We start from the raw sequence: 12,364 nt of genomic DNA, 5'->3' as shown, positions 1-12,364 counted from the left end.
AAGTTAGTACCTCCGTTTTTTTTCTTTCATTTCCTCATAGAATTGCATGTAATGCTTGTAGCGGCTAGCGACAATATCGCCTGCCTCTACGGCGGCTCTGATCTGGCATCCCGGTTCATGCAAATGGCTGCAGCCCCGAAATTTACACCGCTCCGCATAATCACGGAACTCAATAAAACAAGAGGAGAGTTCTTCTACGCCAAGCTCCAGGAAATCCAGCTGGCTGAAGCCGGGAGTATCTGCAACATAACCTCCATTACCAAGCTCAATTAACTCGACATGGCGCGTGGTATGACGCCCGCGACCTAGCTTTAGGCTGATTTCGCTTGTTTCTAAAGATAGTCCTGGAAGCATAGCATTCAACAAGGATGATTTACCTACACCTGATTGCCCAGCAAACACGCTGATTTTTCCAGCAAGCCACTCCTTTACCTCATCCGTCCCGATTCCCGTCAAGGAGCTCGTCACGATGACCTTGTAGCCTACCTTCTCATACAGCTCGCCCACTTGACTCGTCAAATCACGCTCTGCTCCGTTTACTCCCTCGTCCAGCAAATCTTCCTTCGTCAGACAAATGAGCGGGTGAAGTCCCGCATGCTCGATATGTACCAGGAACTTGTCCAGAAGTGGAAGATTCAAATCCGGCTCCCTTACCGAGAAGAGCAAAACCGCATGAGTGGCATTCGCAATCGGCGGACGAATGAGCTCTGTGTCTCGTGGCAAGATCTCGTCCACTGTGCCCTCCCCATTCTCGGTTGGCGTATACAGGACACGGTCGCCTACAAGGGGAGTTATGCCTTTCTTCTTGAAAATGCCGCGGCCTCGGCATTGGAGGGTATTCTCCTCCGCCGAGGCTTGGGGCTTCACATAGTAGTATCCGCTTAATGCCTTAACAATTAAACCTTCAGGCATACTGCCGGCCTCACTTTCGTTTTCTTTCTAGCTATTCCCTAGTACCTAGTTATTGCTGTTCCGTACCTTATTTCCTTTACCTTTTCCATTTCCTTTGCCATTGCCGTTATTTTTATTTTTATTGTCCTTAACGACTTGAGCTACAGCTCCTTGATCAATCCGTCCCGTCTCCGGGTTCTCTATCTCTTCCTCGTCCCAGTGATCATAAGAGTTCTCATCATATTGGCTGCCTGGCAGCTGAGGAACGGGAACCGTCCCCTGCTTGGCATCAATATATGAGACCAGATAGGTGTCAAACAGCTCGCCATCCCGGATGACGGAGACTGCACCGTTTTTATTAGGCGCCAAGACCAAGTCTACGGAGAATGTGCGGGTCGTATTAATCGTTTCTGTACCCCATTCTTTATTATCCCCGCGAGCGTCTCCGTATACGATTCGAATCTTGCTGTTCTTGCCTTCTTCAACCGGGGCTGCCGGTACTTCAAACGTATACTTAATAGCTTCCGGCGGATAGCCGGAGCTCACCGTTAACACCATCTCGGTTCCCGGAGTTGCCAAGCTATTAGGCGCATAGGGCCATTGTCCGATAACTAAGCCAGCTTCAGTTTCAAAGCTAGGCTCCGTCTTGATGCCATCCTTAGCCAGCTTCAGCCCCAGCTCCTTGATTTTGGCTTCCGCATCTTCCTGACTCATTCCGACCAAATTCTCCATAGGAAATTCCTTCTTGCCTTTACTCACTTTAAGAGTAATGCTTACCGTAGCCGGATCATAGTCCGAACCGGCATCCGGACTTTGGCCCATGACTTTGCCTGTCTCTACTTCCTCACTGAAATCCTCGGTTTTACTAATCCGATCCTCATCTACCCCAGCCTGAACGAGCTCGGCTACAGCTTCCTCGTAGGTTTTTCCGGTTAAGGATCGCATCTTCTCCAGCGGCTTGGCTATGCTTACCGTTAAATCTATAATTGCGCCTTCCTTGACCACTGCGCCTTCCGGCCTGCTCTGTTGATGAACAATTCCTTCATCGAAGCCTTCTTTATACAATTGTTTTACGATACCGACCTCCAGGCCTTTTTCCTGCAGCGTTCTAACGGCGTCCGTCTCATTCATATTTATGACGTTTGGAACCGTAACCTCAGGTAAGGTGAAGGTTTTGTTTACATACCATACGACTCCCCCCATCGCTAGGAGCAGCAATACGGTCAGACTTACCCAAAGCACAGGCTTGGACCAGAAACTCGCCTTCTTCGGCTCAGCTCTTTCTTCATCCGGCTGTGAATCTCTCGTTAGCTTGGAGCCGCTTCTAGTATTCGAGATCATTTGAGGTTTAATTGCTGGAATGATTCGGGTGCTGTCCTCATCGTCATCGTCCATGAACAAAAGCTTGGACTCTGTCCGCCTTTCAGGCAGCAGACATGTCTCTAAATCAAGCAGCATTTCCTGTGCAGATTGATAGCGTTCCCCGGGATTTTTGCGCATCGACTTCAGAATAATGTTCTCGACACTCTGCGGAATCATCGAATTGACGGAGCGCGGCTCCTCGAAATGCTCCTGCAAATGCTTCAAAGCAACGCTGATCGGGCTCTCTCCCAGGAACGGAAGCTGACCTGTCAGCATTTGGTACAGCACAATACCCAGCGAGTATAAATCCGATTTCTCCCCTGTGGCTACCCCTTTCGCATGCTCCGGCGAAAAATAATGCACCGAGCCTACGACAGAGCCAGTCTGCGTAATCGTAGTAGACGTGACTGCACGGGCAATGCCGAAATCGGTTACCTTTACCCGGCCATTTCGGCCGATTAATATGTTATGAGGTTTAATATCGCGATGAATGATTTGATTATGATGGGCATGATCCAGAGCATCCGCGATTTGCGAGGCAATGCGAACGGCCTCGTCCACCTGCAGCGGTGCACGCTCCTTAATGATTTCGTTCAGATTTTGGCCTTCCACATATTCCATGACAATAAAATGAATATCCTCTTCCTGTCCTACATCGTAGACGCTCACTACGTTGGGATGCGATAAAGACGCAGCGGACTGCGCTTCCCGCCGAAATCGGCGTATAAATTCCTCGTCGTTCACAAATTGTTGACGCAGCACCTTAATCGCTACATTGCGATTAAGAAGAATGTCTTGCGCTCTATAGACCAGCGCCATTCCCCCGCCGCCAATTCGCTCGATAATTTGATAACGACCGCCCAATTCGTGTCCGATCATGAATTCCACTCCTTTATGCTTGACCCAGCTGCTTCTTGATGTTCAAGCAGGGCGACGGTAATATTGTCATCGCCTCCTGCATCCAAGGCAAGCTGAAGCAGGCGGTTAGCCCGATCCTCTAAGGAGAGATCGTTCAATCCCAGCGTGAGGGTCATTTGTTCCGTTGATACATAGTTACTGAGTCCGTCGCTGCAGAGCAGTAAAATATCCCCGGATTCTAAAATGATGTGGTCTAAATCGACCTCCACCTTCGAATCCGTACCCAGCGCTCTGGTCAGCACGTTGCGCCGCGGATGGACGCTAGCTTCCTCCTCGCTAATCTGCTTGCTCTTCACAAGCTCATTCACTAGCGAGTGATCCTCCGTCAGCAAGGTCAGATCTTCCTGGCGGTACTGATATGCTCGGCTATCGCCAATATGCCCGACGACTCCTTCCTGACCGCTAAGAAGCACGGCGACGACGGTCGTTCCCATGTTGTGGTATTCATCATGCTCCGAGGCTTTGCGAAAAATAACTTCATTGGCATGTAAAATCGCATTTTTCAGCGCTTCGGCGCATGCCTGTAAAGACAGGCCCGGGGCCAGTGAATCGATATCCTGAATTATCGTCTCTACCGCCAATTGGCTGGCCGTGTCCCCAGCCTGGTGACCGCCCATGCCATCAGCGACAATACCTAACGTATAGCCTTGCTCCAGGCGGGATACCCGGGCGCTATCCTCATTCACAGGGCGCACACGCCCGACGTCACTTACATACACCATTTTCATTAGATCAGATCACCTCGCACCAGACTCCATATGCTTCGCTCGCAGCTGACCGCAGGCCGCCGCAATGTCGTGCCCTTGCTCACGGCGAATCGTAACATTAATTCCCTTATCCGCCAATATGCGTTGAAACTGAAATATATCATTTCTTGAAGTTCTCACATATTTTCGCTCCGGCACATGGTTGACGGGAATTAAATTCACATGACAAAGCATGTCCTTAATTACGCTAGCTAGCTCCTCCGCATGCTCCGCCTGATCGTTAACACCGCCAATCAACGCGTATTCGAACGTAATTCTACGCCCGGTCTTGGCGATGTAGTAACGCAATGACTCCATCACATCATCAAAAGGAAACCGGCGATTCACGGGCATCAACTTGGAACGAAGCGCATCATTTGGCGCGTGAATAGAAATGGCCAAATTAATTTGCGTATCTTCATCCGCGAACTTATAAATGTTCGGAACGATTCCACTTGTCGACACCGTAATATGCCTTTGACCGATATTCAAGCCTTTCTCATGAATCATAATTCTCAAGAAGTTCATCGTGGCATCGTAATTTTCGAACGGCTCCCCGGTTCCCATAATGACAATACTGCTTACGCGTTCGTCGCGAGCGTCAAGGATTTTCTGGGCCTGCACAACTTGAGCAACGATTTCTCCTGCTGTTAAATTTCGCTTTAATCCACCAAGCGTAGATGCGCAGAACGTGCAGCCGACCTTGCAGCCCACCTGCGTCGTTACGCATATGCTGTTGCCGTAATTATGCTTCATGATCACCGTCTCGATCGCATGATCATCATGCAGCCCGAACAAGAACTTGACCGTTCCATCCTTCGATTCAAACTTTGTAATTTCGTTCAAAGTGACGAAGGCAAACTGATCATTCAGCTTTTGGCGGAGCGACTTAGACAGGTTCGTCATTTCATCAAAAGAGTTTACACGCTTGACATAGAGCCAATCGAAGATTTGCCCTCCACGAAACGCTGGCTCACCCTGCTCGACAGCCCAGTCTCGCAGTTGTTCATAAGTGTAGTCGTATATAAAAGGTTTCATTTTCACACACCTGTCCTATTAGTATATCGTATGCAGTTGCCCACTCATTCTTTCTATTTTAGCACAAATCATTTTTACACTAAAGTGCGGTAAGTTTCAAGCCTTACTGCTAGTTTTTCCATATGAAAAGAGAAACCGAACAATTCCCGGTGAAAGCCGCTCAGAAATCTGCTAAGACTATTTAACTATATCAATGTGTCACCATCGTGTCTCTCACCATCGTGGGGAAATCATCTCGGCTAAAGTGATCGACATGACAATATAACGTCCGCCGTCCTTAAATTTCGACCACAATATTACCCGACTTCAAAAAATCGGTGACTTCTCCTTCCAAGCCGTTGGATACACCCATCCTCTGCGACATTCGTCCCGGAATTCACTGCATTACGGGTCCGCAGGCAGACTTATACGCGCTGAATTAAAAGATTGAATCAGCAAAAAACACATCTCTTCTAATCGCTTCGTGCGATTCGAGAGATGTGCTTCATTTTCGGCTATGATATAGGATATCGCCTGGAATTAAATCCCACATTTACCAAGCCTGAGTTAGGCATTTGTACGCTTCATCAGACGAACGATATAAAAACCGTCCGAATGAAAGTGCTGCGGCAGGATTTGCAAACCGATAGAATCGGTGTTTATCCCGGTTTGATTATTCTCCCTGCTTACCTCTTGACTAAATCGTTGCCACTCTGCCAGCTTAGGAGCCGGCTCAAATTCAGGGTGACGGCTAAGGAATTGCTTCACCACTTCTTCGTTCTCGCCAGGTTCAATCGTACAGGTGCTGTAGACGAGCACCCCGCCCGGCTTAAGAAGGACACTGGCTCGATCGAGTAAATCCTGTTGAATCTTGATGATTTCAGAAATATCCTCCGGTGTCTTCACCCATTTTAGATCCGGCTTGCGACGGATGACGCCGAGTCCGGAACAAGGGGCATCTAACAAGATACGGTCAAAGGATTCCGGGGCAAAGCGTTTATCGAGCTCCAAGGCATCCCCTGATTGAGCTTGTACATTGCCTAACTGCAAACGGGCAGCCTGATCCTCGATCAGCTTTACCTTATGCGGATGAATGTCGTTCGCGATAACTCGACCACCGCCCTCCATGCGCTCGGCCATATGGCAGGTCTTACCGCCGGGAGCGGCGCAGCAGTCCAGCACCGTCATGCCAGCCTTCGGATCAACAGCCTCGGCTACAAGCATCGAACTCTCGTCCTGAATGGACAACAGACCGTCCCGATACCAATCGGTTAAAGCCATATTGCCACCGCTCAACACAATGATCCCGTCAGGAGAAACCCGTGAGGCCGCTACCTTTAGCCCTTGTTCTTCCATTCTATGCATTAGCTCGGCTCGGCTGATTTGCATTCCATTGACCCTAACATTAACGGGAGGAGACTCATTGTTCGCTCGGCAAATGGCCTCCGCAGTCTCCTCGCCATATTGCTCGATCCACCTGGATACCAACCACTCGGGATGGGAATGTTCCAACGCAATCCGGCGCACTGAGGGCATATCTTCCGGCAGCTTCAGCTCCTCTTTACGGCGCAGCACGTTCCGAAGCACCCCGTTAACCATTCCCGAGATTCCCTGATGTCCTCTTCGCTTGGCGATGTTCACCGCCTCATTGACAGCGGCATGCGGCGGAATCCGGTCTAAATAAAAGATTTGGTAAAAGCTCAGCCGCAGCAAGTTCCGCACCCAGGGCTGCAGCTTGACGACTCCCTTCGCTACGAATTGATCCAAGTAATAATCTATCGTATTCTTGCGCGATATCGTACCGTAAACTAACTCGGTAGCAAGTCCGGCTTCAGGGCCGGTCAAGCCCGATTTCTGCAGCGCAGCGTTTAGCAGCAAATTGCTGTAAGCACCCTCCTGCTCCACCCCTGTCAGCACATGCAGCGCAGCATCCCGTGCCGACGACTTATGCTGGCGACGAGAGCTGCCCTTGGCACCCCGCTGGACAGCCTTGGACGCAGTATTCCCTGCGCTCCCGTGCCGTCCTTCCATTCCACTGCTCGGACGGCTTCCCTTTTCCCTGCTCATACGAGAACCGTCCCTGGCTGCATAACCCCGCCGCGAATAAACTCAGAGGCATCCATCGCCCTTTTGCCGGCTGGCTGAACCCGAGTTAACAACACCGAACCGTCTCCCGTCTTCACTTCGATCCCTTGCTCCGACAAATTCAATACTGTCCCGGGCGTTGGTCCGCCGGCAGAGTTTTCCGCTCTAGCAACAGGCTTAGCTACGGCCCACACTTTGAATACCTCGTCATTCCATAGGGTGTAGCCGCCAGAATAAGGAACTAATCCTCGAACCCGGTCGTAAATCGCCCGCGAAGATGACGTCCAATCGATCCGCTCATCCTCCCGCGATAAATTGGGGGCATATGTAGACTCCGCATCATTCTGGGGAATACGTTCGGCCCGGCCTTCAACAATAAGCGGCAATTGCTCCAGCAGCAGCTCAGCTCCGGCCATGCTCAGCTTCTCGAACATCGTGCCCGCGGTGTCCTCATCCTCAATCGGCACGACTGATTTTGCTATCATATCTCCGGTATCCAATCCTTCCGCCATATACATCAACGTGATTCCCGTCTCTTTCTCGCCGTTAATGATCGAGCGTTGAATCGGCGCGCCACCCCGATATTTCGGAAGCAGCGAGCCGTGGATGTTCAGACAGCCATGCTTAGGCAAATCAAGTACAGCCTTCGGCAGAATTTGGCCGTACGCTGCGGTAACAATAAGATCTGGTTTCAGCGCAGCCAGTTCCTCAATCGCTTCCGGCGCTCTCATGCGCTGCGGCTGCAGCACGGGAAGACCATGCTTTAATGCGGCCTCCTTCACTGGCGTGGGCGTTAATACTCTTTTCCGACCTTGCGGCCGATCCGGCTGCGTTACCACGCCGACCACGTTGTATCCCTCACGGAGCAACGATTCGAGAGAGGGTACAGCAAACTGGGGAGTACCCATAAACACGATATTCACAGCGAGTCACTCCTTCTCTTCGCCCTCTGGCGTAATTTCATACACTCTTTCGGCGATATCTGTATACAACACACCATTTAAGTGATCGATCTCATGCTGGAATGCCCGGGCAAGCAGCTCCGTCCCGGTATAAGTCACTTCCTTGCCGTTACGATCCAAACCTTTAACCGTAACCTCCATAGCCCGGCGCACATCGCCGCGGTATCCGGGAATACTCAAGCAGCCCTCGGGCCCAAATTGCTCCCCTTCCGATGCTACAATTTCCGGGTTAATAAGCTCTATTAGTCCATGATCATCCCCAACATCAATAACGATCATCCGTTTCAATATTCCGATTTGCGGAGCCGCCAGCCCCACTCCTTCCGCATCGTACATCGTATCCGCCATATCTGTCAGGAGTTTTTGCACATTGGGGGTAATCTTCTTTACTTCTTTGGCTACCTGATGCAGCACTTCATCCGGTTCGTGGACAATAATCCGAATTGCCATTCTGGGAACATCCTCCTCTTGCCTCTTTATAGATTTACCTGCTTATTACAAAATATATATGCAACTGTCCACATCGATGCTCCGGCAGAATCGGGACTTTCAAAAATGAACAGACCGTCCTCACATCAGCATCTGTGGATCTACATCAATACTGATTTGCAGCGAGGCGTCCCGCAGCTGATCCATCGTTGCCGCCGATGTCTCGCGGACCAGGGTTACCGCATCGAGATCTCCCCGATATTTTACCATACATTGAAATCGGTAGCGGTTCTTAATGCGCGGGAGCGGCGAGGCTACGGGCCCGAGTATATCGAGCGCCTCCGGCGTCAGCCGATCCAAGTCGCCATACCATCCTAGACGCTGCGCCCTTCCTCTAAGCTCGCTTGCAAAATTCTCCGCCATACGAAGCAGTACGGGAAGTTGTTCATGCGAGAGTGTCACAAGAATTAGACGGCTATAGGGTGGGTAATGCAAAGTTCTGCGATGCTGCAGTTCCTCCCTTACGAAGGAATGATAATCATGCCTGCTCGAATGGATGATCGAGTAATGCTCAGGCATATAGGTCTGAATATAGACTTCACCCGGCAGTTGATGGCGCCCGGCTCGGCCCGCGACCTGAGTGAGCAGTTGGAATGTTTTTTCCGCGGATCGGAAGTCTGGAAAATTCAGTGCGGTATCCGCAGCAATGACCCCGACTAGCGTCACATCCGGGAAGTCCAGACCCTTGGCAACCATTTGCGTGCCGAGCAGCACATCCCCCTTCTTGTCTCGAAAAGCCTGCAGTAATCGTTCATGCGCCCCCTTCTCGCTCGTCGTATCCACATCCATGCGGATAACCCGAATACCCGGAAACAGCTTGGACAGTTCACCCTCTACCCTTTGCGTTCCCGTTCCAAAATAACGAATGTGTTCGCTTTGACACTCGGGACATACAGATGGGGCGGGAGTGGCGTAACCGCAATAGTGGCAGCGCAAATTATCAGACTTCTGGTGGTAAGTAAGCGAGATATCGCACTCTGGACATCCAGCTACATAACCGCAGGTTCGGCACATGACAAACGTCGAGTAACCGCGCCGATTCAGGAACAGCACGGTCTGTTCTCCACGTTCGATCCTTTGGGCGATTCCTTGATGCAGAGCCCGACTGAACATTGAACGGTTCCCTTCCCTCAATTCCTCGCGCATATCAATAATATGGACCCCTGGTAATCGACTGCCAGAAGGCCGCTGATTCATTTCCAGAATCATTGGAGCAAAATGATCGTTGCTTTGCGATCGAGCGGCATGATAGCTTTCCAACGAAGGTGTTGCCGACCCTAATATAACCGCCGCACCATGCTGACGGGCTCGTTCCACTGCCACATCTCGGGCATGATACTTTGGCGTTTCTTCCTGCTTATAAGACGTTTCGTGCTCTTCATCCATGACGATAAGACCCAAATCGGCGAATGGAGCAAACACAGCAGAGCGGGCTCCAATTGCGACCTGCACCCGGCCTTCACGGATTTTTCTCCATTCATCATAACGCTCGCCTGTAGACAAACGGCTGTGCATGACAGCAACCTTGCTGCCGAATCGTCCCTTAAAGCGTTCCACCATCTGCGGGGTTAGCGATATTTCTGGAACGAGAACAATTGCCTGGCGGCCAAGTGAGATGCATCTTTCAATCGTCTGGAGATATACCTCCGTCTTCCCGCTGCCAGTCACGCCGTGGAGAAGAAACACACCGTGCCTATGATCATCCAATGTTTCCGTAAGATAACGATATACGTCTTCCTGCTCGGGTGTGCGCTCCAGTGGTTTCGTTGCTTTGAAGTGTCGATCTTGATAAGGATCGCGGAATACCTCCACATCCTCGATCGTCGCATACCCTTTGTCTGCAAGGCTCTTAACCGTCCCGGCCGTCACACGCAGCGTAGACAGTACTTCCTTCATCGATAGGGGAGCACCCACTTCCAGCAAGAACTCCAACACCTCACGCTGGCGGCGAGCCTTCCCTCCGAACGAGGCCAGCGCCTCCTTCGCAGCCTCCCCACTGACTGCCGCAGCTACGGTCTTCACTGTCTTCTTCCTTACTCTATCCTTAATTGCCTGGCTTTCAAACAAAATCCCTTGCCCAAGCAAATTTTTAATCACTTCGATCCGATCCGGGTATCGAGCGCTTAAATGAGCCATTGTCACGGAACCGGAGTGATTAATGTATGCAACAATTTCCCGTTCGGCTTCACCTAGCAGAGCCTGCGAATTAAACAGCACACCCTCACTCGTTCGCTCCTCTTCCCTCTGGTGCTCATCCGCGACGTGGATATATCTTTCCGCTTTGCCCTTCAACGCAGATGGGATCATAGCCTGCAAGGCTGATATCATGCTACAGGCATATTTTCGGCTCATCCAAGCCGCCAATTGCACCAAATCAGAAGGCAGCGGCGGCAGGAGATCGAGCAGTTCATCGATCGGCTTCATCCGGGACGAATCCATTTCCAACTGATCATGCAAGGATACGACGAAACCTTGTACGGTTCGGCGGCCGAATGGCACTCCGACCCGGCTCCCCACTTCGATCCAGCCGCTCATCGACTCTGGGATTAAATAGTCAAAAGGCCGGTCGGTTTCCCGGCTCGGCACATCGACAATTACTTTTGCCATTTTATGCATTACTTCGACTCTCCCGTCAAACGTGTCGCAGCCAGCTCCATAATATGCAGCCCGACTTCGTCCTTGGACGCCCGAGGAATAGATTCCACCAGCCCATTCGCATCATAGACATTCACGATATTCGTATCGGCGCCAAAACCAGCGCCCTCCGCAGTCACATCGTTTGCTACGAGGAGATCACAGTTTTTGCGGCGCAGCTTATCCATGGCATGCTGTTCAAGATGATCCGTCTCGGCAGCAAAGCCGATCAGGAATTGAGCCTTCTTCTTTTGACCCAGCGTCTCTAAAATGTCGATGTTCTTGACCAGCTCCAATGTCATGGAATCCCCCGACTTCTTGATTTTATGCTCAGCCGCCTGTTTAGGACGATAATCCGCCACGGCTGCCGCTTTAACAAGGATGTCCGTATCCGCCCAAACGGCATTGACCGCTTCATACATATCTTGTGCAGACTCCACGCGAGTAAAGGTCAAGCCAGCCCAGTTAAGCGGAGGAGCCACATCCGTTCTGCCCGCGATAATCGTTACTTCCGCCCCTAAATCCAAAGCCGCTTTTGCAATGGCAAATCCCATTTTTCCGGATGAATCATTTGTAATATAGCGTACCGGATCCAGTCGCTCTACAGTTCCACCGGCCGTAACGACAACTTTCCTCCCCGCTAACGGTCGCTTAGCCGCACGTTTTTCACGGGCAAAATAAGCCTCGACAGCCAAAATGATATTTTCCGGCTCTTCCATTCGTCCTTTTCCCGTGTAGCCGCAGGCCAGCTGGCCGCTGCCCGGCTCTACCATCAGCACTCCACGCGCAGCAAGCTCTGCTAAATTACGCGTCACAGTCGGATGCGTATACATATGAACGTTCATCGCTGGAGCGAGCATGATCTTAGCCTCGGTGGCAAGCAGCGTCGTGGACAGCATATCGTCCGCTAACCCTACGGCCATCTTGGCGATAATATTGGCAGTAGCCGGCGCAACCAGCACCAGATCAGCCCAATCCGCGAGGTCGATATGCGCGATGACTTGCGGATTTTTCTCATCGAACGTATCCGTGTAGACAGGATGCTTGGAAAGCGCCTGCAGCGTCAGCTCCGTAATAAACTTGGTCGCGGACTCCGTCATAATGACGCGAACCTCGGCACCTTGTTGCACGAGTTTGCTGCAGAGCGACGCTGCCTTGAATGCAGCGATACCGCCGGTGATCCCTAACAATATTTTTTTGCCAGTTAACAACGTGATCCCCTCTCTTTCGCTCCTATTCATTACAGAAAAAAACAACAAC

Annotated in this window: 9 protein-coding genes; all 9 read right to left on the bottom strand. The window is 51.1% G+C overall.

The genetic code is table 11. The annotated features are described in order from the left end of the window. Nucleotides 1–3 precede the first annotated feature (3 nt). The 9 genes from rsgA to coaBC all read right to left on the bottom strand — a co-directional run bounded on the left by rsgA (nucleotide 4) and on the right by coaBC (nucleotide 12,315). A complete protein-coding gene (rsgA, locus tag EIM92_RS13220) occupies nucleotides 4–912 on the bottom strand; it encodes a ribosome small subunit-dependent GTPase A (RefSeq protein WP_125083035.1) in 909 nt (302 codons plus the stop codon). 45 nt (nucleotides 913–957) lie between these two features. Beyond that, entirely contained in the window at nucleotides 958–3,132 is a 2,175-nt protein-coding gene (gene pknB / locus EIM92_RS13215; RefSeq protein WP_125083034.1) for a Stk1 family PASTA domain-containing Ser/Thr kinase, read from the bottom strand. Next, complete coding sequence (locus tag EIM92_RS13210; RefSeq protein WP_125083033.1) at nucleotides 3,129–3,899, bottom strand: Stp1/IreP family PP2C-type Ser/Thr phosphatase; 771 nt, start codon at nucleotides 3,897–3,899, stop codon at nucleotides 3,129–3,131. The genes pknB and EIM92_RS13210 overlap by 4 nt, the downstream gene beginning before the upstream one ends. 9 nt (nucleotides 3,900–3,908) lie before the next feature. Then, a complete protein-coding gene (gene rlmN / locus EIM92_RS13205) occupies nucleotides 3,909–4,955 on the bottom strand; it encodes a dual-specificity RNA methyltransferase RlmN (RefSeq protein ID WP_125083032.1) in 1,047 nt (348 codons plus the stop codon). Nucleotides 4,956–5,501: 546 nt separating this feature from the next. Continuing rightward, entirely contained in the window at nucleotides 5,502–7,001 is a 1,500-nt protein-coding gene (gene rsmB, locus EIM92_RS13200) for a 16S rRNA (cytosine(967)-C(5))-methyltransferase RsmB (protein WP_211344367.1), read from the bottom strand. Beyond that, nucleotides 6,998–7,942 (bottom strand): methionyl-tRNA formyltransferase, encoded by a 945-nt coding sequence (gene fmt / locus EIM92_RS13195; protein ID WP_125083031.1) that lies wholly within the window; start codon nucleotides 7,940–7,942, stop codon nucleotides 6,998–7,000. The genes rsmB and fmt overlap by 4 nt, the downstream gene beginning before the upstream one ends. Nucleotides 7,943–7,948: 6 nt before the next feature. Then, complete coding sequence (def, locus tag EIM92_RS13190; protein ID WP_125083030.1) at nucleotides 7,949–8,431, bottom strand: peptide deformylase; 483 nt, start codon at nucleotides 8,429–8,431, stop codon at nucleotides 7,949–7,951. 120 nt (nucleotides 8,432–8,551) lie between these two features. Continuing rightward, a complete protein-coding gene (gene priA, locus EIM92_RS13185) occupies nucleotides 8,552–11,086 on the bottom strand; it encodes a primosomal protein N' (RefSeq protein WP_125083029.1) in 2,535 nt (844 codons plus the stop codon). After that, complete coding sequence (gene coaBC / locus EIM92_RS13180; RefSeq protein WP_125085171.1) at nucleotides 11,086–12,315, bottom strand: bifunctional phosphopantothenoylcysteine decarboxylase/phosphopantothenate--cysteine ligase CoaBC; 1,230 nt, start codon at nucleotides 12,313–12,315, stop codon at nucleotides 11,086–11,088. The genes priA and coaBC overlap by 1 nt, the downstream gene beginning before the upstream one ends. Between the last annotated feature and the right edge of the window lie 49 nt (nucleotides 12,316–12,364).

The sequence above is a fragment of the Paenibacillus lentus genome (assembly GCF_003931855.1).
Taxonomy (GTDB): Bacteria; Bacillota; Bacilli; order Paenibacillales; family Paenibacillaceae; genus Fontibacillus; species Fontibacillus lentus.
This window is presented reverse-complemented; position numbering and strand designations above follow the sequence as displayed.

What these genes read in the sequence shown, in the direction of transcription:
- EIM92_RS13210 (WP_125083033.1), bottom strand. Translation starts at nt 3,899, where the DNA reads ATGAAAATGGTGTATGTAAGTGACGTCGGGCGTGTGCGCCCTGTGAAT.
- rsgA (WP_125083035.1), bottom strand. Translation starts at nt 912, where the DNA reads ATGCCTGAAGGTTTAATTGTTAAGGCATTAAGCGGATACTACTATGTG.
- priA (WP_125083029.1), bottom strand. Translation starts at nt 11,086, where the DNA reads ATGCATAAAATGGCAAAAGTAATTGTCGATGTGCCGAGCCGGGAAACC.
- rlmN (WP_125083032.1), bottom strand. Translation starts at nt 4,955, where the DNA reads ATGAAACCTTTTATATACGACTACACTTATGAACAACTGCGAGACTGG.
- rsmB (WP_211344367.1), bottom strand. Translation starts at nt 7,001, where the DNA reads ATGAGCAGGGAAAAGGGAAGCCGTCCGAGCAGTGGAATGGAAGGACGG.
- pknB (WP_125083034.1), bottom strand. Translation starts at nt 3,132, where the DNA reads ATGATCGGACACGAATTGGGCGGTCGTTATCAAATTATCGAGCGAATT.
- def (WP_125083030.1), bottom strand. Translation starts at nt 8,431, where the DNA reads ATGGCAATTCGGATTATTGTCCACGAACCGGATGAAGTGCTGCATCAG.